Source organism: Xanthomonas hydrangeae (assembly GCF_032697525.1).
Lineage (GTDB): Bacteria > Pseudomonadota > Gammaproteobacteria > Xanthomonadales > Xanthomonadaceae > Xanthomonas > Xanthomonas hydrangeae.
Genome location: NZ_CP103836.1, coordinates 2,363,219 through 2,382,405 on the forward strand (window position 1 = coordinate 2,363,219; position 19,187 = coordinate 2,382,405).

Consider the following 19,187-nt stretch of genomic DNA (forward strand, 5'->3'; position numbering starts at 1 on the left):
GTGCCCGGATCGCTCCGGATGGCGGCACCCAGCGCGATGGGGTTGCCGGCTTGTTCCCAGCGTAAGTTCTTGATTCCCAACGTTGCGTGGCAGCCTAGCGCTGTCGGGGCCGCCGCTCCCCAGGCTATGGGTGGCAATTCATTTATCGAGGTGCGTAATGTCCCGCGTATGCCAAGTGTCCGGCAAGCGTGTGCAGACGGGTAACAACGTCTCCCACGCAAACAACAGAACCCGTCGTCGCTTCCTGCCCAACTTGCACGAGCGCCGCTTCTGGGTCGCCAGCGAGAACCGCTGGGTGAAGCTTCGTGTCTCCGCGCATGCATTGCGCACCATCGACAAGAACGGGATTGATGCCGTTCTGAAAGAGCTGCGTGCGCGCGGCGAAAAGGTCTGAGGAGTAAGCAGTCATGGCAAAAGGCAAGCGTGACAAGATTCGTATGATTTCCTCGGCCGCTACCGGCCACTTCTACACCACGGACAAGAACAAGAAAAACACTCCGGGGAAGATGGAAATGATGAAATACGACCCGGTCGTGCGTAAGCACGTGATGTACAAGGAAGGCAAGATCAAGTAATCCACCGATTACGTGATCTGCACCGAGCAAACACCCGCCGAAAGGCGGGTGTTTGCGTTTGTGGTGTGTGCTGCGGGTTTTATCGCAACCAAGGTTTTAATCCGCAAACTTCCTGGGCCAATACAACTCGGCGGACTGCATCCCCTCTCCCTGCGGGAGAGGGGTAGGGGTGAGGGTACGGGGCGAAGCCACTCGCAGTAGTTTGAGTGCCAGCGGCTTCGCACGTACCCTCATCCGCCCCTGCGGGGCACCTTCTCCCGGAGGGAGAAGGGGATTACATCCCGCGCGCGCGCAACTGCGCATCCAGGCGCGGATACACCCGCCTGGCATTGCCTTCGAACACCTTGCGCTTGTCGGCATCGGAGATCGCCAAGGCATCGATGTAGCGTTTGGTGTCGTCGAAATACTGGCCGGTCTGCGGGTCGATGCCGCGCACCGCGCCGACCATCTCCGAGCCGAACAGGATGTTGTCGATGTCGATCACCTCGAACAACAGGTCGATGCCCGGCTGGTGATACACGCAGGTATCGAAGAACACATTGCGCATCACATGCGTGGACAGCGGCGGCTTGCCGAGCATGTCGGCCAGGCCGCGGAAGCGGCCCCAGTGATACGGCACCGCGCCACCACCGTGCGGGATGATGAAGCGCAAGTCGGGAAAGTCGCTGAAAAGATCGCCTTCGAGAAACTGCATGAACGCGGTGGTATCGGCGTTGAGATAATGCGCGCCAGTGGCGTGGAAGTTGGCGTTGCAACTGCCGGATACATGCACCATGGCCGGCACGTCGAGCTCGACCATTTTTTCGAAGAACGGATACCAGGCGCGGTCGGTCAGCGGCACGCCGCTCCAGTGGCCGCCGGACGGGTCGGGATTGAGATTGCAGCCGACGAACCCGAGCTCGCTGACGCACCGCTCCAGCTCGGCGATCGAGTGCGCAATCGCCACGCCCGGCGATTGCGGCAACTGGCACACGCCGATAAAGGTGTGCGGATACAGCTGCACCACGCGCGCGATCAGGTCGTTGCAATGCCGCGTCCAGACCTGGCTCACCGCCTCGTCGCCAATGTGGTGCGCCATGGTGCTGGCGCGTGGCGAAAAAATCGTCATGTCCGCGCCGCGCTCGCGCAGCAGCCGCAGTTGATGCTGCTCGATGCTTTCGCGCAATGCGTCGTCGGAGATCTGCGGATACACCGGCGCCGGTAACTGCCGGTCGTCGTAGTGTGCGATCTGCGCCTTGCGGAAGGCGTCATGTGCAGCGGGCGCGGTGGTGTAGTGGCCGTGGCAGTCGATGATCATGAGAATGCTCGTTGAGGTGCGTAGAGCGCGCTACGCATCCGACCGATAGATGTGCAGTGCGCATGTGGACGGACGTCTGGATTCGGATGCATGGAGCTGGGAGCGATGCAGCTGCGCGTATGCACTGCCATCGGTCTGCAGTTGTCGACGAAGCAATGCATCGCACCCGAGCGAAGCGGAATGCCGCGCTGATATCCGGCCGGTAGCCCGAAAAGCGAATCGCGTTGGTCGAGTGCGCAGAGAACGCGCGACGCGCGATCGTGAGTAGCTGGCACGCAGGCTGCAGGACGCAGAAAACCACGCAGCAACGATCCGGGTTCAAGCCAGCGCAATGCCGACCGCCGCATCGCATGCTGGCAGCCGCGCTCAAGCAAACAACTCACCATCGAACAGTTTGCGTGCGGTACGCAGCACGGCGGCACCTACCACCTCACCGTGGGCGCCGAGCGTGATGACGCAGCTGCTCGCACCGCTCGGATGTTCGACATCCAGCTGCTGTGTGCTGCCGCCAGGCAATTGCGCCAGCGCATGCGCGGGAGCGCCGGGCAGCAGGCAGGCAGTGGCGACGGTGACCGCGCCCAGCACGCCGATCGAGGCATGGCAGCGGTGCGGGATGAATGAGCGTACGCTGATCGCGCCGCCGTTGCGCGGTGCGGCGACCAGCATCATTTTCGGCACGGTGGCATCGGTGACATCGCCCAACCGCATCAACGGGCCGGCCTGCAGGCGAATCGATTCCAGGCGGGTCTTCAGCGCGTCGTTGGCATCGAGGCTGGCGCGGTCTTCGTAGCCGCTGATGCCGAGATCGCCGGCGCGCAGCACCACGCAGGGCATGCCGTTGTCGATCAGGGTGACCTCTACGTCGTCGAGTGTCTGCACCGCATGGCCGGTCGGCAGCAACGCACCACACGAAGAGCCGGCGATCTCGGCAAACGCCAGCGCAATCGGCGCAGCGGTGCCGGGCACGCCGTCGATACGGGCATCGCCGTCGTAACGCACCTTGCCGCCGGGCGTCTGTACGGTGGCGGTGGCCAGCGTGTTGGTATTGCGCATGAAGATGCGCACCTCGGTTTCGCCATCGTGCGCGGGCAACAAGCCGCGTTCCAAGGCGAAGGGGGCGACGCCAGCGAGCATGTTGCCGCAGTTCTGCGCATCGCTGACCTGCGCCTGTTCTACCGACACCTGCAGGAACAGATAGTCCACGTCGGCATCGGCACGCGTGGAGCGCGACACCACCGCGACCTTGGAGGTGAGCGGGTCGGCGCCGCCCATGCCGTCGATCTGGCGCAGATCCGGCGAACCGTAGGCGCGCAGCAGAAACGCATCGCGTGTGGCGCGATCGCCGGGCAACTCGTCGGCCAGAAAAAACCCGCCCTTGGAGGTGCCGCCGCGCATCCACATTGCGCGTACGTGCTCAGACATAGCGCAGGCCTTTTGCCGCCAGGCGTTCGCGCATGGCGTAGATATCCAGGCCCAGTTCGCCGCGCGCCAGGCGCTCGCGTTTGAGCAGCTCGCGCGCTTCGCGTGCCTGCGCTTCAGCCAACACCTGCGCAGCAGTGGCGCGCGGCACCACGCAGACACCGTCGTCGTCGGCCACCACTACATCGCCCGGCTGCACCAGCGCACCGGCGCAGACCACTGCCACGTTGACCGAGCCCAGCGTCTCCTTGATGGTGCCCTGCGCGCAGATGGCACGGCTCCAGGCGGGGAACTGCATGGCAGTGAGATCGCGCACGTCGCGCACGCCGGCATCGATGATCAGCCCGCGGCAGCCGCGCGCCTGCGCCGAGGTGGCCAGCAGGTCGCCGAAGTAGCCGTCGCAGCACTCGCTGGTCGGCGCCACCACCAGCACGTCGCCGGGCTGCAGTTGCTCGATGGCCACATGCATCATCCAGTTGTCGCCGGGCGGAATCGACACCGTGACCGCAGTGCCGGCAACACGGCAGCCGGCGTAGATCGGGCGCAGGCGGTGATGCAGCAGGCCGCTGCGCCCCTGCGCCTCGTGCACGGTGGCCACGCCGGCCTGCGCGAGCCCGTCCACGATGGCCAGCGGGGTGCGCTCGATCCGGGTGACGACCTGGCTCATCCATCCATCCTCGTTAGGGGTGTGCCAAGTCTGTGCGCCGATCGCCTGACAGCTCAAGATTCATTTGAGGTATGCATATTGGTTTTGTTTATAGTTAGAGCATGCCGACAATTCTGGAACCGAACCTTCGCCATCTGTACGCCCTGGTCGTGGTGCACCGGATGGGCAGCGTCAGCGCGGCCGCGCCACAGGTGAATCTGTCCCAGCCGGCGTTGACGCAGGCAGTGGCGCGGCTGGAACAGCAGCTCGGGGTGCGCCTGTTCGATCGGCATCCGGGCGGCATGGTCGCCACCGAGGCCACGCAGCTGCTGGTGCCGCGCATCGAGCGTGCGTTGGAGCAGCTGGGCCGTGGCATCCGGGTGGCGCGGCGTGCGCTGCGGCTGCCGGCACGCCCGGGCCTGGAGCGGCGGGTCTCGTTGGGGCAGTTGCAGGCGTTGATCGCGGTGGATGTGGCGGGCAGTTATTCGCTGGCGGCGGCGCGCGCCGGTGTCTCGCAGCCGGCGATCTACCGCGCGGTGCAGGCGCTGGCCGAGGTGATCGAGGTGCCGCTGACGGTGCGCCGCGGCAAGACCATGCAGCCCACGCCGGTGGCAGTGCGGCTGTTGCGGCAGGTACGGCTGGCGCTGGCCGAGCTGCGCGCCGGGCTGGACGAAGTGGCCGCGCTGCGCTCGCAGCACGCCGGCCGGCTCACGCTGGGGGTGATGCCGTTGGCGCGGGCGATCCTGCTGCCGCAGGTGCTGGCGCGGTTTGTGCGCGCGCATCCCGGTGCCAGCGTCAACGTGGTCGAAGGGCCGTATACCGAATTGCTGGCGCATCTGCGCGATGGCGAGCTGGATCTGTTGATCGGTGCGCTGCGCGAGCCCTTGCCGGTGCGCGATGTGCTGCAGGAGCCGTTGTTCGACGACGCGCCGGTGATCGTGGCGCGCAGCGGGCATCCGCTGGCCGGGCAGGCCTATGCGTTCGCGCAATTGCTGGAGTACCCCTGGGTGATCGCCACAACCGGCACGCCGGTGCGCGCGCGCTGGGAGCAGATGTTTCGCGATCAGGGCATCGAACCGCCTGCGCTGCGCATCGAATGCGGCGCAGAGCTGACCATCCGTGGGCTGCTGCTGGAAGACGATTGGCTCACGCTGATGTCGCGCGACCAGTTTCTGTTCGAGCGCCGCGCCGGGTTGCTGTGCGAGATCGGTGCCACCGGGCCGCAGTTGCGTCGTCAGATCGGCATGACGCTGCGCAGCGACTGGCATCCCACCCGCGCGCAGTCGGCGTTCGTGCAAACGCTGCGGCAGGTCTGCGCCGAGCGCGTGCAGCCGGCCGATGCGCACGGCGGGCCGTTTCGCTATTGCGCGCCGGTCAGCGGTATCGCGCCGTTGCGTTCACACGCGGCGCAGTCAGAATCGGAGTCTTCTTGAGAACGGATCGCTGATGCTGCCCGACTGGTTGCAAGGGACCTGGCTACTGGCGCTGGACTGGGCGATCCGCCTGGCCGCGCTACTGTGGATTCCGGCCCGCACCACGCCCGGCGCGGCGCGCAGCTGGCTGTTGCTGATCGGCTTCGTGCCGGTGGTCGGCCTGCCGCTGTATCTGCTGTTCGGCCACCCGTGGTTGTCGCGCTTGCGGGTGGAGCGCCAGGCCACCGCCTCGCAGGTGATCCGCGAGCAGCAACTGCCCTTGCATGCCTTGCGCTGGATGCCGCAGGCAGATTCCAGCAGCGCCGAGGTGGTGCCGCTGATCGAACGCCAGGGCGATTTCATGCCCACGCTGGGCAATGCGGTGGAGTTGCTGGACGACTACGCGCAGTCGTTGCAGGCCTTGACCGACGCGATCGATGCGGCGGAAAAGCGCGTGCATCTGCTGTATTACCTGATGTTCGACGATGCGGTAGGCGATGCGGTGGTGGCCGCACTGGAGCGTGCCAGTGCGCGTGGCGTACGGTGCCGCGTGCTGCTGGATGCGGTGGGCGCCAAGCGTGGCTTGCGCCACTACCGCAAGCGGCTGCAGGCCGGCGGTGTGGAGGTGCTGGCGGTGTTGCCCGGTGGGCTGCGCTGGCGTCGCAGCGGGCGCATGGATCTGCGCAATCACCGCAAGATTGCGGTGATCGACAACCAGGTGGGCTTTGTCGGCTCGCAGAATCTGGCCGACGCCGGCTTTATCGAAGGCGTGCCCAATCGCGAACTGGTGGCGCGCGTGCGCGGGCCGGTGGTCAATCATCTCGAAGCGGTATTCGCCAGCGACTGGTTCACCGAAACCGGGCAGCGCCTGGACGTGTGGCCGGACGCGCCGGTCTGCGAGGCCAACATCGCCACGCAACTGTTGCCGAGCGGGCCGGCATATCCGTTTGAAAACGCGCGCGATGCGATCAATGCGGTGATCCATCTGGCGCGCCGCAAGGTGGTGCTGGTGACGCCGTACTTCGTCCCCGACGAAGCCTTGCTCAGTGCGTTGCGCATTGCCGGGGTCTCGGGTGTGGATGTGCAGCTGATCCTGTCGGAGAGCAACAACCAGGTCCTGGCGGCGTGGGCGCAGGAGGCGTATTTCGAAGAGCTGCTGCGCTGCGGGGTGAAGATTGCGCTGTACCGCCCGCACTTTCTGCATGCCAAGCATCTGAGCGTGGACGAGGACATCGCCCTGGTGGGGTCGATCAACCTGGACATCCGCTCGTTCGCGCTCAACGCCGAGATCGGCATGCTGTGCTACGACCATGGCGTGGTGCAGCGGCTGCGTGCGATCGAGCAGGATTACCTGGCCAACGCACGCCAGCTGCGGCTGGAGCAGTGGCGTAGTCGCCCCGCCTGGCGCCGCAGCCGCGAAGGGATTGCGCGGTTGGCGGATGCATTGATGTAGGGATGGCGTGTGCGTGTTGTATGAAGACGCATTGCCAGCTGGAACGCGCGTCGATGCCTGCGGGTGCGGGCGCATTGCTGGGCGCAAGCACAGGTTGGCAAGGCCTTGCTGCGTTTGAGAGTGCCCGCCTTTCGGCGCAGGCCTCAGGCAAGCCGGCTATTTCCAACGTGACGACGAGCACCTCGCTCGTCGTCACCCAGGTCGGATTGGACGGATTGTGCTCATCGTCTTCCCGGATGTCGGACAACGCGCATCGCACGACGGCGTCTGCGCGGCGGTACGTGATCCCGGCCATGACAGCGGCCATGGCGGTTGTCATCGGTGCGACGTGACGCATCGCCTACAATTGCCGGATGAATGAACTGCGTGATCCCGGCGATGCAGTGATCGCCATCGTCGGCGGCGGCGCATCCGGTGTGCTGGTGGCGCTGCAATTGCTGCGTCAGGCGACCGCGCCGGTGCGGATTGTGTTGATCGAGCCGCACGCCCTGCTGGGCGAGGGCGTGGCGTATTCCACCACGCGTGCCGAACACCTGCTCAATGTGCCGGCAGCGCGGATGAGTGCGCTGGTGGAGGCGCCGCAGGATTTTGTCGATTACCTGAGCGCGCACGCCTGCTGCCTGGAGCTGGAAGACGCACAGCTGCCGCAGCAGTTCGTCGGGCGCCGGCATTACGCGCCTTATCTGCGCGATCGTTTGCAGGCCGCACGTGCGCAGAGCCCGGCGACGCTGACCGTGCAGGCCGCACGCGTGCAGACCTTGCAGCCCACTGCTTCCGGTGCGCTGCTACAGCTGGACGACGGGCAAACGCTGCAGGCCACCAGCGTGGTGCTGGCAGTGGGCAATGCGCTACGGCCGTTGCCGCTGCGTGGTGCCACCGGCTTGTCGAGTGCGCAGAGGGTGGAAGCCTGGGACACAGCGGCGGTCGCCGCGTTGCCGCAGGACGCGGCGGTGTGCATCGTCGGTTCGGGGTTGAGCATGGTCGACACGGTGATTACGCTGGCCGCGCAGGCGCATCGCGGGGCGGTACACGTGGTGTCGCGGCATGGCTTGTTGCCGTTGCCGCAGACGCATTGCGTCGCGGCCGACTTCGATCCGCAACCGTTGTTGGCACTATCGCTGCGTGCGCGCATGCGTGCGCTGCGTCGGCATGCGCGCAAGGCGATGGCGCAGGGGTCGCCCTGGCAGAGCGTGATGGAGCGGATTCGGCCGCTGAGTCAGGCCTTGTGGCAGACGCTGTCGGTCGCCGACCAACGCCGCTTTCTGCGCCATGTGGTGCGCTACTGGGATGTGCATCGTCATCGCATCGCCGCACCGGTGCATGCGCAGCTGCAGGCGATGCATGCGCGCGGACAACTGCAGCTGCATCGCGCGCGGCTGGATGTCGCATTTCAGGTTGGCGGCTGCGTGCGGGTGAGTGCCGGCGCCAGGGCCGGGCATGCGCTGCAGCTGGACGTGCAGACGCTGGTCAACGCCACCGGTGTGGAAATGCGCGTGCAGGCGATGCGCAACCCGCTGCTGCAACAGCTGCTGGGGCAGGGCATCGGGGTGGCCGGGCCGCATGGGATCGGGGTGGGGACCGATGCCGATGGCAGTCTGATCGATGCCGAGGGACGCGCCAGTCCGCAGCTGCGGGTGATCGGCAGTCTGCGGATCGGCGCGTTGTGGGAAAGCCTGGCGGTGCCGGAGTTGCGTGAGCAGGCAACGGCGATTGCGCGGGATGTGCTGGCATTGCTTGGGCGGTGAGGGGCGTTGTTCCCTTCTCCCTCCGGGAGAAGGTGGCGCGTAGCGCCGGATGAGGGTGCGCCTCAGACATCTGCCAGTGCCTGGAATGACAAACGCGTCGCCACGCGCCTTCAGAAGTGATGCACCGACTGCTTCGCCCCGTACCCTCACCCCAACCCCTCTCCCGAGGGGAGAGGGGCTTTGTTTCCTTCTCCCACCGGGAGAAGGTGCCCCGCAGGGGCGGATGAGGGTACGTGCGAAGCCTCGCAATCCCAAACCCTTCATCGCAATCTCAGCCGCAGCGACGCCACAACCGGTAAAATGGTCCGGTGGATGTCTCTCATTTGCTCGATCATTTAAACCCCGCCCAGCGCGAGGCCGTTTCCGCGCCGCCGGGGCATTACCTGGTGCTGGCCGGCGCCGGCTCCGGCAAGACGCGCGTGCTGATCCATCGCATCGCCTGGCTCAACGAAGTCCAGGGCGTGCCCAACCACGGCATCTTCGCGGTGACCTTCACCAACAAGGCCGCCGGCGAAATGCGCCACCGTACCGACCTGCAGCTGCGCAACGGTAGCCGCGGGATGTGGATCGGCACCTTTCATGGGCTGGCGCATCGGCTGTTGCGGCTGCACTGGCAGGACGCGCGGCTGCCGGAAGGCTTCCAGGTCATGGACAGCGACGACCAGCTGCGGCTGGTCAAGCGCGTGGTGCAGTCGCTGGAGCTGGACGAGGGCAAGTATCCACCCAAGCAGATGAGCTGGTGGATCAACGAGCAGAAGGACGAAGGCCGCCGTCCCCAGCATATCCAGCCCGAGCCCAACGACGACTGGACCGAGGTGCGCCGTCAGGTGTACGCGGCCTACCAGGAACGTTGCGACCGCTCCGGGCTGCTGGATTTCGCCGAGTTGCTGCTGCGCGCGCACGAACTGCTGCGCGACACCCCGGCGTTGCTGGCGCATTACCGCGCGCGCTTTCGCGAGATCCTGGTCGACGAGTTCCAGGATACCAACGCCATCCAGTACGCCTTTGTGCGCGTGCTGGCCGGCGAGACCGGCCACGTGTTCGTGGTGGGCGACGACGACCAGGCCATCTATGGCTGGCGCGGTGCCAAGGTCGAGAACGTCCAGCGCTTCCTGAAGGATTTCCCCGGCGCGCAGACCGTGCGGCTGGAGCAGAACTACCGCTCCAGCGCCAATATCCTGGGCGCGGCCAATGCGGTCATCGCGCACAACCCGGACCGCATCGGCAAGCAGCTGTGGACCGATTCCGGCGATGGCGACCCGATCGATCTGTATGCGGCCTACAACGAAGTCGACGAGGCGCGCTATGTGGTCGAGCGCGCGCGGCAGTGGGTGCGCGATGGCGGCAGCTACGGTGAAGTGGCGGTGCTCTATCGCAGCAACGCGCAATCGCGCGCGCTGGAAGAGGCGTTGATTTCCGAGCAGCTGCCGTACCGCGTGTATGGCGGCATGCGCTTCTTCGAACGCGCCGAAATCAAGGATGCGTTGGCTTACCTGCGCCTGCTCAGCAACCGCAGCGACGATGCCGCCTTCGAGCGCGCGGTCAACACGCCCACGCGCGGCATCGGCGATCGCACGTTGGATGAAGTGCGCCGCCTGGCACGCGCCAATGCCTTGTCGCTGTGGGAAGCGGCGATGCTGTGCACGCAGGAAAACACCCTGGCGGCACGCGCGCGCAATGCGCTGGCTACGTTCCTGAGCCTGGTCGGCCAGCTGCAGGCCGAAACCGGCGACATGGAACTGGCCGAGCGCATCGACCATGTGCTGATGCGCTCGGGCCTGCGCGAGCATTGGGCCAAGGAAAGCCGCAGTGGGCTGGATTCGGAATCGCGCACAGAGAACCTGGACGAACTGGTCTCGGTGGCCTCGCGCTTCACCCGCCCGGACGACGAAGACAGCCAGGGCATGACCGAGCTGGTGGCCTTCCTCGCCTACGCCTCGCTGGAAGCCGGCGAAGGCCAGGCGCAGGCCGGCGAGGAAGGCGTGCAGCTGATGACGCTGCATTCGGCCAAGGGCCTGGAATTTCCCATCGTGTTCCTGGTCGGGCTGGAAGATGGCTTGTTCCCGAGCGCACGTTCGCTGGAAGAAAGCGGCCGGCTCGAAGAAGAGCGTCGCCTGGCCTACGTGGGCATCACCCGCGCGCGCCAGAAGCTGGTGCTGTGCTACGCCGAATCGCGGCGCATCCACGGCCAGGACAACTACAACGTGCCCTCGCGATTCCTGCGTGAAATTCCACGCGAGTTGCTGCACGAAGTGCGCCCGAAAGTGCAGGTCTCGCGCACCGCCTCGCTGGGCGCGACGCGCGGCGGGCCGGTACACGGCGTGGTGGAAACCGCACCGATCAAGCTCGGTGCCAATGTCGAGCACCCCAAGTTCGGCGGCGGCGTGGTCGTGGATTACGAGGGCGACGGTGCACACGCGCGCGTGCAGGTGCAGTTCGACGAAGTCGGCGCCAAGTGGCTGGTGATGGCGTATGCGAATTTGACGGTGATGTAGCGGCGGTTGGTGGTTGATGCAGATGCCGTAGGCATACAACCGATCGGCTCCATTCCGGCCCGCACGCGCGTGCAGTCTTGCTTGCGCATATGTAGCCGATTACGTCACGGTACAGCGATGACCAAGGCGCGCAGACAGATGAAGAAAAAGATCGTCATTCTTGTGAGCACCTCATCATGCCGGATCACATCATGAACGCTTTCGAGGCACTCGGTCTTTTTTCAAATGCCGATAAAAAACTAGCGCAGCACTTGGAAAAATTGCCAGCCAAGCAAAAGAGAACAGCCAAAGGCGTCCTGGAGTCATCAGTGAAACTGGCGTATGTGCTGTTTGCCATGGGTGACACGCGCGCTGCCTCTGAACTGGTAGAGCCTATTTCCCAGATCCCTTTTGCCAATAGCTATGATTGTTGGACTTGGATTGAAGCTGCCTTGGTGATGAAGGGTCGGCTGGCAATTGCTCAAGGTCATAACGAAGAATATGACGAGGCATTTCGAGCCGCCGTTGCCGCTCTTAAATCAGGCAGCGAGCTTCAAATGACGGTAAAGGCAAATGTTCACGAACGTTTTATGGATGGACAGACGCTGGACACGGCGTTTGAAGATGAAGAGAATTTCGTGGATGAGTTCGAAATGCGACTTTCCTATATCACTGCACTTATGAAGATTGAATTTTTTGGGTGCAGCGAAACTTGGACTGGCTCCAGAATAGAAAGTGAGTTGCTGAGCAATATTGCTCGGATGAACGATATCATTGTGGCCAAGGGTATCTATAAGCTTGCACCTTACAAGTAATTGGGCCGCTGGAAGTTTTAGCGGCTGAGGGTACATGCTGATCGTAACGATACAGTCTTATGGCAGTTGGTCATGCGCCGGTGCGCCGCCTTCGTGGCCGGAACTTGCAACGTCAACTTGGCAGTTTACGAACGGAGCGCAGTTTTCCCTGCAGAAGACGAGGTGCATGGCACCAGTTGCGCGCCTGTTTCACTGCGGCTAGGTTTCTTCCATCGCGGCTAATCTCCAGGTGCTCCGGCGCCGAGAAGCGATAATCGTCTATCAGTGCGGCGTGCATGTTCCTTGAACCTGTGCATGCACACGATTGGTGCATCGCTCGATGCCTTCTTCGCGGCATCCGTGGCACCCTGTGCCGGCACCGATCGCACAGAGATACGCGCACCATGCAGACCGAGAAACAAAAAATGCTTGCAGGCGAGCTGTACAACGCGGCTGATACCGAATTGCAGGCCGACCAGGCTGCCGCCGCCGACTGGATGGTGCGGTACAACGCCACCGCCGCGAAGCCGTCTGCACAGCGGCGCGCGCTGCTGGTAGAGCGATTGGCCGAGGTAGGCGAAGGCGCGGTGATTCGCCCGCCGTTTCATTGCGACTATGGCTACAACATCCGTTTGGGCGCGGGAGCGTTCCTCAACTTCAATTGCGTGATTCTGGATATCTGCGAGGTCAGCATCGGCGAGGGCACGCAAGTTGGTCCTGCGGTGCAGTTCTATGCTGCCGATCATCCGCGCGATGCGGCAGGACGCGCTAGCGGGCTGGAGTTCGGGCGGCCGATCCGCATCGGTCGCAACGTGTGGATCGGCGGCAGTACGATTATCTTGCCCGGCGTGAGCATCGGCGACGATGCAGTGATCGGCGCCGGTGCGGTGGTCACCCGCGATGTCCCGGCAGGCGCGACTGCGCTGGGAAATCCTGCGCGCGTACGCGCGAGCCGCAACGATCCCGATGCAGCGCCAACTGATTGAAGTCGTGCAGCAATCCGCGTCTCGGCATTGATCTGTATCAAGGCAGGCGCCGGCGCATGATGTCAGGCTGATTCCGCCGGCAAAGCTGGTTATTCAAGGAGATATCACCATGTACAAACGTATCCTGATCGCCATCGATGCATCCGAGCTGTCGCATCGTGGTTTGTTCCAGGGCCTTGAACTGGCCAAGGCGACTGGCGGCAAGGTCGATGTCGTCACCGTGTCCGAGCCATGGGCGATGGGCATGTACGACGCGATGGGCTGGAGCGTGGGCTACGAGGCAAGCCCGGAATATCGCACCGAGCGCGAGGCCGCTGCCGAGAAGATTCTGCGCCCGGCACTGGAACTGGCGGCTGCGGCCAATATCAAGGCCACCTCGCATCACGTGCTGGATCGGTTCGCCGCCGAAGGCATCGTGCAGACCGCCAAGGACTGCAACAGCGATCTGATCATCATGACCTCGCACGGACGCCGCGGCGTGCGCCGCATGCTGCTCGGCAGCCAGACGGTGGAAGTGCTGACCAACAGTTCGATTCCGGTGCTGGTGATTCGCTGACTGGCGGAAGTCTTGCTGCACAAGAACACGCGCAGTGCATCTCAGGTGTCAGTCCGCATGTTCCAGTGTAGGAGCGCGCCTGAGCGCGAGAGGCGTTACCGGTAATGCCCCATCGCGCGCAAGCGCGCTCCTACGCGGATTACGGATCAGTTTTCCATTAGCTCCGGCTGACCCGCAAAGCGGCTCGCCGGCTGTGCAAGACGCCGTAGCGCTTCGGTATGCATCAGCGGGGCGGGCTGGACCGGCAGCGTGCCAGGGCGCACCGGTGCGTGATCGCGTTGCGCATCTTGGCTCAGCTCGCGCATGAAGCGCCATAGCGGCATGTAGTGGCCGCGGCGCGGCGAATGCGTTGCCGGCGCAGCCCGACAGTGGCGGCGCCATTGCATCGGCTGCATGCCGAAACGCTGTTGAAAACAGCGTTGAAACTGCCGTTCCGAGGCGAAGCCCATCTCATACAGCAACCAGGTCAGGCTGCACTCCGGGTAGGCCTGCAAATAGCGGTGCGCGGTGCACAGGCGCTGCTCGCGGATGTAGCGGGCCACGCCGCCACGCGACTGGAACAGCCGGTACAACGAGGCGCGCGATAGCGCGAACGCCTGTTGCAAGGACTCGGTACCGAGCTCGGCCTCGCCGATGTGCTGCTCGATGTAGGCCAGCAGATCGATCATCAGCAGTGCGTGCGCCTCAACCGATGCCGATGCCTGCGGGACGATGGCGTTGTAATCGCCGGTGTTGCTCATGCGGGTGCTGCCTGCGGCCCACTCCCCGGGGCCTGTTATCTGATCAACCGAGAAAAGCGGCGCCAACCCATCACGGTCTTTTATGAACTCCGTGCTGCGTCACGCATCGGTGCGATCGACGGCGATCCAGGCCAACCGGCTGGCCCCTTCCTCAATGCACCGCGACGCTGGGAAGCCGCATGGACCCTGCCTGCACTTTGGGCAGCGACCAATGCAAAACCCATCGCAACGGTATCGCATCGAGATCAGGGCTGTGAACAGCGCTGGCTAGCACTGCGCTGCATGAGGTCGCGCCGATTCGCTGATTCGAAAAGACTGGTTCCTGCAGCGCGATGCCGGTCGCCAGGTGAATACCGAGCTCCGCACGACCGAAGGCACGCAGAAAGGCGGTGGCAGATCACATGATCAATACGCTGAGACGATTTGTCGGGTGATCGACGAAGGTGCTTCTAGGGTGACGCAACGGGAGACGGAAGCGTCGTCGCCACGACTTTCACGCACACGTGGAATCGTCCTGACAGCTGTCGGTATCCGCGCTAGCGGGACAGTCAGATCGCTTGCTCTTGACGCCTTCGCACGCACTTTCAGGACAGTGCTCGCTCTCCAGGAGACTTCAATGTCGTTCAATATCATCAGCTGCGATGGCGGCGGAATTCGAGGACTGATCACCGCGATCCTCATCCAGGACCTGGATCAGCACAGCAACATCCTCAGCCATGCGAATTGTCTTGCCGGCACTTCCACCGGTGGCCTGCTTGCTCTGGCATTGGTGCAGAACGTCTCGATCAACACGATTATCCAGATGTACATGACCAAAGGCGCAAGCATTTTCGAACCCAACGGGTGGCTTCTCGATCAACAGGCCGAGTCGCAACAGCAAGGGGTGGACGCGACGCTGGGTAGCGGGCCGGGCTTCTTCAGCAGCCAGTACAAGAACGATGGATTGATCCAGATTGCGAGCGGATTGTTGGGTACAACGTCGCTTGCAGACGCGAAGCGGCTCGTCGTCGTCAACGCCGCGCGCCTGTGGGACGCGACCAGTGGAAACTGGATGCCTGCCACCTTCTCCAACGGCGTCAACAATGCGTACAGGCAGATCAGCATGGTCGATGCCGCATTGGCGACGTCTGCCGCGCCAACCTACTTTCCGCCTTATCGGGTTTCCGGAGCATACGGCGACTATGGGTTCTTCGCCGACGGCGGCGTGTTCGCCAACAATCCGGCCATGACCGCCGTGGCCGAGGCCATTGCAAGTGGCCTGGTGAACAGCGTCGGCGATATCCAGCTGCTCTCGCTTGGAACCGGCAGCAGCCCGCAAGGAATTCCATCCGCCGCGATCGGCAACCCGCTCGACTGGGGCGCAAAATCCTGGCTGTATCCCTGGGCAAGCGGCTCGGTGCCGGCCATGCCGCTACTGAATCTGACCATGGATGCAACGGCCGAACTTGCAAGCATCCAGGCCGAGCAGGTGCTGGCCGGCAACTTCAAGCGCGCCAATGTCGAACTGAAACGTCCTTACGCACTGGATGACTGGAAGCATGTCGCTGATCTGGCCAGCGAAACCCAGGCTTACCTGCAGACAGATGCGTGGAAACAGACGCGTGACTGGGTCGCCAGCCGCTGGACATAGGGCAAATCTCGGATTTTCGCCTAGGTGCAGCGTGGAACTGCCGGAGCGCAGCTGCGTGGAGAGCCCGCACGCTAGGTTCCAATCGTTTTGTCCGCATCCACCTCGCAGCTCGCTGTGCGTTGTTTGCCAGTCCTGGCGTTGACCCGGAATCGGGACACGCCGGCAGCGACATCGTCATCGCTTTCAGGTTGTAGCAGTGTTCCAGCCGGAACGCAGTGTCTTGGTTTGCCATCAGGAGATAACGAATGAGCACCGCATCGCCACATCCGCATGATGAATCCGGTATCGAATGGACCGACGCCGTCAGCGACAAAGGAATTCCCTACCAAATCGGGTTTCGCGGCAGCAGCCAGGAGACCGAGCAAGCCGATGCTGCAGGCGAAGAAGCGAAGAGAGATTTCGGCATTGCTGTCGCTTGGCCGCTGACCGGAAACAATTGGATCGATACCGCCGCAGAGGTCAAATCGATTGCTGCGATTTCTCGCTATAGTCTCGGAGTCAACGGCGGGACATGGGCATATATCCTGTATTTCAGCAACACCGAACACTACGACTACTATTTCTACGACAAGACAGGCGACAGCTATCAGGTCAACACGTATCGCAATGGCGACCATTACGTGAGGTACAACTCGAGTGATCCGGCGATTGCCTTTATCAAAGGCAGCTGATTGCAGGATGTCAGGCAAAGACCGGCCGCAACGAATCGATTGCGGCCGGTTTTTCAACGCGTCTCGATCCCGACGGGGGTCCCAAGACGTTGTGTCGGATAGTGCGTCTATCTAATTCCTGATCCTGACTCAAGCTTGGAAGACGTTGGCAAGCGGCATGAGTCCAGGCGGTGAATCGATTGGTGTGCATACTCTGGTGACTCTCATGACCGAGACTTCCTGCGAATCAGCGACTGTTCTGCCACTATAGGGAGCAGTAAATCGCAACGGCGTGCTTCGGGCATCATGCCCGTGCTCCGTTACCAGCCATCGGCGTCATGGTGGAAATTTTATGCTGCTTTCCAAGCTTGCTTCACTCGGGCGCAAAAACCATCACTCCATCCCCAGCCATCACTCTCAGCGTCACCACACGACGATCGCTGCCTCGATCAAACTGAAACTGCAGCGTCCCCGCAGGAATGGATGCATCGGCAACAAAGCGATGGCTGTTGAGCGGCTTCAGCGAGCGAGGCCTGCTTTTACCTTCCAGCACCAGTCCCTCGCTGTTTTGCGAAATCACGACCTCCTCGCCGAGAAAGCTCATATCCAGCACGCCGGTGAGCAGCGGTTCCTGATTGGGCCGCCGCACATAGCGGCCGATGTAGTCCTTCAGGAGTGTGGTGAAATCGACGGTGCTGACTTGCACCGACCAATCGCCTGGCCAATGCTGCGCATCGGAGACCGCGTTGCGAATTTCGTTATGGAGCAGGTCGCCGTTTTCACCGTTGGTGAGCACGATCAGGCCGTCGCCGCTTTCGAGATTTCCTTCGAGATAGGCCTTGTAGCTGTCGTTGGATCCGGCATGATGAAAGATGCGCGATTGCCCTTGCCCGGCGAGGCGTGGCCCGAGCCCGTGGATGCCGGGGGCCACCTCGGTCATCATGTCGATGGCCAAGGCTTGCGGCAGAAATCCGCCACTGCTGCGGTAGGAGCTACCCAATGCGATGACCAAGCGGCTCAACTCCTTGGCCGAGGTCCAGAAGCCGGAAGCCGCCAGTTCCGGGAAACTTTGCCATCCGCGCGGTAGTGCGACAGGAGCGCCCGAGTCGTCGTGTGCGTGCGCTACATCGCGCGTGTCTGCGGCAAGGCCTGCATCGAACCTGCTCCTGCGCATGCCCAATGGGCCAAGAAGATGCTCGGTGGCAATCGCATTCAGCGGTTTGCCCACAGCGTCTTCGATCACCGCCTGCGCGATCATGTAACCGCCACCGGAGTAACGTGCGCGGGTGCCGGCAGTATCGATCCGCTGCAAAGGCTTGTTGACTGCGGGCGATGTGCCGGTGAGCGTCTGTACCAGCGTGGGCAATGCAGCGCCTGGGTCGAAGTCCTTGAAGCCGTGCACGTTGAAACCTGCGGTATGCGACAACAGCATGCGCAGGGAAATCTTGCTGGTATCGCCGTCCGGCCCTTGCGGTATCTGCCAACGGCGTAGCCAGGTGCCGACGTCTTTATCCAGATCCACAATGCCAAGCGCGGCAAGCTTCACGCACAGCGCGGCTGTCACTACCTTGCTGACCGAGCCAACCGAGAACAAGGTGTCTTCGCCGATCGGTGAGCGACGTCCCGCCGTTGTCGATCCGAAGCCTTTGATGCTGTGGATCTGTCCCCCGCGCAGGATCGCAACTGCCACGCCTGGCACGCGGTGATGTTGCATGCGCGCTTGCAAGGCCCACTGCTCGTGACCGGTGTGCACGGTTGGGCGCAGCAATGTTTCGAACGAGGCAGGCGGGCTTGATGTTTTTGCGTGAGCAGCGATCGGCAGTGACCACAGTGGCAACGTCAGCCCGCCAATCAACAGCTCACGACGATGGATGACAGGCATGACGATCCTTGTACGTTAGGGCGAGGCAGTGGGAGAAGTGAGCCAGCGTTTGCAGGAGGCCCAGCTAATTGTTTTTGTGATGGTGCAATGCGATTGAAATTTTTTCTGGGCGATAGCAGTGGGTGAGGTTTGCTTGTTACTTCGCTCACCAAGCTATTCGACATCAGCAAGGTAAGCGCAATCGGTGCAAGCCTGATATCAGGTCAAAAGTTTCCATGGATGCGGCCATGCGTGCTTGCTGGCAAGTGATCTAATCATCTCCCAAGACTGCATCGATACGATCTGACCCGCCTGATTCTAACGCTGCTGCGGCTGTGTCGGCGACGCTGCACCAGCGAAAGCACGTTGCGCGTCAATTGCTCTTATCGAAGCTTGGGGAAGTCCAATGAAATGCATCTCCGCAGTATGTTGTGTCGTTTTCGGCCTTGTCGTGCAGAGCACGCCTGCATTCGCCGCCGAACCGATCACCGGAAAATGGTTTACCGATAATCAGCAGGCACTGGTCGACATCCAGCCCTGCGGCACGTCGCTGTGCGGCACCATCGTCAAGGTGCTGCGGGCCAAGCCCGGTAGCCGGAAGACCGATGCGTTCAATCCGGATCCGGCCAAGCGCCACAACCCCATGGAAGGCACGGTGATCCTGAGCGAGCTGGTGGATGCAGGAGATCTGTGGAAAGGCAAGATCTACAACCCCGAATCCGGCAAGACCTACAACGCCAAGATCAAGCGTGGCGCCGATGGCTCCTTGAAGGTGGAGGGCTGCGTGGCCTTCATATGTCAGGGGCCGACCTGGCAGCCCGCACCTTGATGGCTGCCTGACCTGGCCGGCCCGAGGCGCGTTTGCCAGGCCCGGCGCAAGCGAGCTAAACCGTTTGGTTTTGAAATGCCTACCCGGCCGCCAATGCGGGATACTGCGCTCCCACGCAGG

18 protein-coding genes are annotated in these 19,187 nt (G+C 63.0%); 13 read left to right on the plus strand and 5 right to left on the minus strand.

Annotated elements, in window-relative coordinates; genetic code table 11:
- Window positions 1–157: 157 nt before the first annotated feature.
- Together rpmB and rpmG are read left to right on the plus strand one after the other, a co-directional pair.
- A complete protein-coding gene (gene rpmB, locus NYR97_RS09735) occupies window positions 158–394 on the plus strand; it encodes a 50S ribosomal protein L28 (RefSeq protein ID WP_002809459.1) in 237 nt (78 codons plus the stop codon).
- Between the two features lie 13 nt (window positions 395–407).
- On the plus strand, window positions 408–575 hold the full coding sequence (gene rpmG / locus NYR97_RS09740; protein WP_002809462.1) for a 50S ribosomal protein L33: 168 nt from the start codon (window positions 408–410) through the stop codon (window positions 573–575).
- 274 nt (window positions 576–849) lie between these two features.
- Here rpmG and NYR97_RS09745 read toward each other — a convergent pair whose 3' ends face one another.
- The 3 genes from NYR97_RS09745 to NYR97_RS09755 form a co-directional block, all read right to left on the minus strand.
- Window positions 850–1,872: an amidohydrolase family protein gene (locus NYR97_RS09745; protein ID WP_316697728.1), complete on the minus strand. Its 1,023-nt coding sequence runs from the start codon at window positions 1,870–1,872 to the stop codon at window positions 850–852.
- 366 nt (window positions 1,873–2,238) lie between these two features.
- Window positions 2,239–3,294 carry a 4-oxalomesaconate tautomerase gene (locus NYR97_RS09750; protein ID WP_316697729.1) on the minus strand — a complete coding sequence of 352 codons (1,056 nt, stop codon included), beginning with the start codon at window positions 3,292–3,294 and terminating at the stop codon, window positions 2,239–2,241.
- Complete coding sequence (locus NYR97_RS09755) at window positions 3,287–3,958, minus strand: 4-carboxy-4-hydroxy-2-oxoadipate aldolase/oxaloacetate decarboxylase (protein WP_316697730.1); 672 nt, start codon at window positions 3,956–3,958, stop codon at window positions 3,287–3,289. Before NYR97_RS09755 ends, NYR97_RS09750 begins: the two co-directional genes overlap by 8 nt.
- A gap of 101 nt (window positions 3,959–4,059) precedes the next feature.
- On the opposite strand from NYR97_RS09755, the gene NYR97_RS09760 reads away from it, so the two are divergent.
- The 8 genes from NYR97_RS09760 to NYR97_RS09795 all read left to right on the plus strand — a co-directional run bounded on the left by NYR97_RS09760 (window position 4,060) and on the right by NYR97_RS09795 (window position 13,357).
- On the plus strand, window positions 4,060–5,370 hold the full coding sequence (locus tag NYR97_RS09760) for a LysR family transcriptional regulator (RefSeq protein ID WP_316697731.1): 1,311 nt from the start codon (window positions 4,060–4,062) through the stop codon (window positions 5,368–5,370).
- A gap of 13 nt (window positions 5,371–5,383) precedes the next feature.
- Window positions 5,384–6,802 (plus strand): cardiolipin synthase, encoded by a 1,419-nt coding sequence (gene cls, locus NYR97_RS09765; protein WP_316697733.1) that lies wholly within the window; start codon window positions 5,384–5,386, stop codon window positions 6,800–6,802.
- A gap of 53 nt (window positions 6,803–6,855) precedes the next feature.
- Window positions 6,856–7,134, plus strand: a complete 279-nt coding sequence (locus NYR97_RS09770; protein WP_316697734.1) for a hypothetical protein — start codon at window positions 6,856–6,858, stop codon at window positions 7,132–7,134.
- 21 nt (window positions 7,135–7,155) lie between these two features.
- Entirely contained in the window at window positions 7,156–8,547 is a 1,392-nt protein-coding gene (locus tag NYR97_RS09775; protein ID WP_316697736.1) for an FAD/NAD(P)-binding protein, read from the plus strand.
- A gap of 308 nt (window positions 8,548–8,855) precedes the next feature.
- A complete protein-coding gene (uvrD, locus tag NYR97_RS09780; protein ID WP_316697737.1) occupies window positions 8,856–11,042 on the plus strand; it encodes a DNA helicase II in 2,187 nt (728 codons plus the stop codon).
- A gap of 191 nt (window positions 11,043–11,233) precedes the next feature.
- Complete coding sequence (locus tag NYR97_RS09785; RefSeq protein WP_316697738.1) at window positions 11,234–11,836, plus strand: DUF6707 family protein; 603 nt, start codon at window positions 11,234–11,236, stop codon at window positions 11,834–11,836.
- A gap of 383 nt (window positions 11,837–12,219) precedes the next feature.
- Window positions 12,220–12,801 carry a sugar O-acetyltransferase gene (locus NYR97_RS09790; protein WP_316697739.1) on the plus strand — a complete coding sequence of 194 codons (582 nt, stop codon included), beginning with the start codon at window positions 12,220–12,222 and terminating at the stop codon, window positions 12,799–12,801.
- A gap of 109 nt (window positions 12,802–12,910) precedes the next feature.
- Window positions 12,911–13,357 carry a universal stress protein gene (locus NYR97_RS09795; RefSeq protein ID WP_316697740.1) on the plus strand — a complete coding sequence of 149 codons (447 nt, stop codon included), beginning with the start codon at window positions 12,911–12,913 and terminating at the stop codon, window positions 13,355–13,357.
- Window positions 13,358–13,503: 146 nt separating this feature from the next.
- Here NYR97_RS09795 and tagK read toward each other — a convergent pair whose 3' ends face one another.
- Complete coding sequence (tagK, locus tag NYR97_RS09800) at window positions 13,504–14,163, minus strand: transcriptional regulator TagK (protein ID WP_316697742.1); 660 nt, start codon at window positions 14,161–14,163, stop codon at window positions 13,504–13,506.
- A gap of 550 nt (window positions 14,164–14,713) precedes the next feature.
- Here tagK and NYR97_RS09805 point away from each other — a divergent pair.
- Window positions 14,714–15,727, plus strand: a complete 1,014-nt coding sequence (locus NYR97_RS09805; protein WP_316697743.1) for a patatin-like phospholipase family protein — start codon at window positions 14,714–14,716, stop codon at window positions 15,725–15,727.
- A 245-nt stretch (window positions 15,728–15,972) separates the two neighbouring features.
- Complete coding sequence (locus NYR97_RS09810) at window positions 15,973–16,398, plus strand: hypothetical protein (protein WP_316697745.1); 426 nt, start codon at window positions 15,973–15,975, stop codon at window positions 16,396–16,398.
- Window positions 16,399–16,750: 352 nt separating this feature from the next.
- Here NYR97_RS09810 and NYR97_RS09815 read toward each other — a convergent pair whose 3' ends face one another.
- A complete protein-coding gene (locus NYR97_RS09815; protein WP_316697747.1) occupies window positions 16,751–18,259 on the minus strand; it encodes a serine hydrolase domain-containing protein in 1,509 nt (502 codons plus the stop codon).
- Between the two features lie 430 nt (window positions 18,260–18,689).
- On the opposite strand from NYR97_RS09815, the gene NYR97_RS09820 reads away from it, so the two are divergent.
- The gene (locus NYR97_RS09820) at window positions 18,690–19,067 is read left to right on the plus strand and encodes a DUF2147 domain-containing protein (protein ID WP_232372870.1); all 378 of its coding nucleotides are present in this window, start codon (window positions 18,690–18,692) and stop codon (window positions 19,065–19,067) included.
- The last annotated feature ends 120 nt before the right edge of the window (window positions 19,068–19,187 follow it).

Bases quoted from the DNA above. Each gene is read 5' to 3' on its own strand.
- NYR97_RS09790 (WP_316697739.1), top strand. From the start codon at position 12,220: ATGCAGACCGAGAAACAAAAAATGCTTGCAGGCGAGCTGTACAACGCG.
- NYR97_RS09795 (WP_316697740.1), top strand. From the start codon at position 12,911: ATGTACAAACGTATCCTGATCGCCATCGATGCATCCGAGCTGTCGCAT.
- NYR97_RS09760 (WP_316697731.1), top strand. From the start codon at position 4,060: ATGCCGACAATTCTGGAACCGAACCTTCGCCATCTGTACGCCCTGGTC.
- NYR97_RS09815 (WP_316697747.1), bottom strand. From the start codon at position 18,259: ATGCCTGTCATCCATCGTCGTGAGCTGTTGATTGGCGGGCTGACGTTG.
- cls (WP_316697733.1), top strand. From the start codon at position 5,384: ATGCTGCCCGACTGGTTGCAAGGGACCTGGCTACTGGCGCTGGACTGG.
- rpmG (WP_002809462.1), top strand. From the start codon at position 408: ATGGCAAAAGGCAAGCGTGACAAGATTCGTATGATTTCCTCGGCCGCT.
- NYR97_RS09805 (WP_316697743.1), top strand. From the start codon at position 14,714: ATGTCGTTCAATATCATCAGCTGCGATGGCGGCGGAATTCGAGGACTG.
- NYR97_RS09810 (WP_316697745.1), top strand. From the start codon at position 15,973: ATGAGCACCGCATCGCCACATCCGCATGATGAATCCGGTATCGAATGG.
- NYR97_RS09750 (WP_316697729.1), bottom strand. From the start codon at position 3,294: ATGTCTGAGCACGTACGCGCAATGTGGATGCGCGGCGGCACCTCCAAG.
- NYR97_RS09775 (WP_316697736.1), top strand. From the start codon at position 7,156: ATGAATGAACTGCGTGATCCCGGCGATGCAGTGATCGCCATCGTCGGC.
- NYR97_RS09745 (WP_316697728.1), bottom strand. From the start codon at position 1,872: ATGATCATCGACTGCCACGGCCACTACACCACCGCGCCCGCTGCACAT.
- rpmB (WP_002809459.1), top strand. From the start codon at position 158: ATGTCCCGCGTATGCCAAGTGTCCGGCAAGCGTGTGCAGACGGGTAAC.
- NYR97_RS09785 (WP_316697738.1), top strand. From the start codon at position 11,234: ATGAACGCTTTCGAGGCACTCGGTCTTTTTTCAAATGCCGATAAAAAA.
- NYR97_RS09755 (WP_316697730.1), bottom strand. From the start codon at position 3,958: ATGAGCCAGGTCGTCACCCGGATCGAGCGCACCCCGCTGGCCATCGTG.
- NYR97_RS09770 (WP_316697734.1), top strand. From the start codon at position 6,856: ATGCCTGCGGGTGCGGGCGCATTGCTGGGCGCAAGCACAGGTTGGCAA.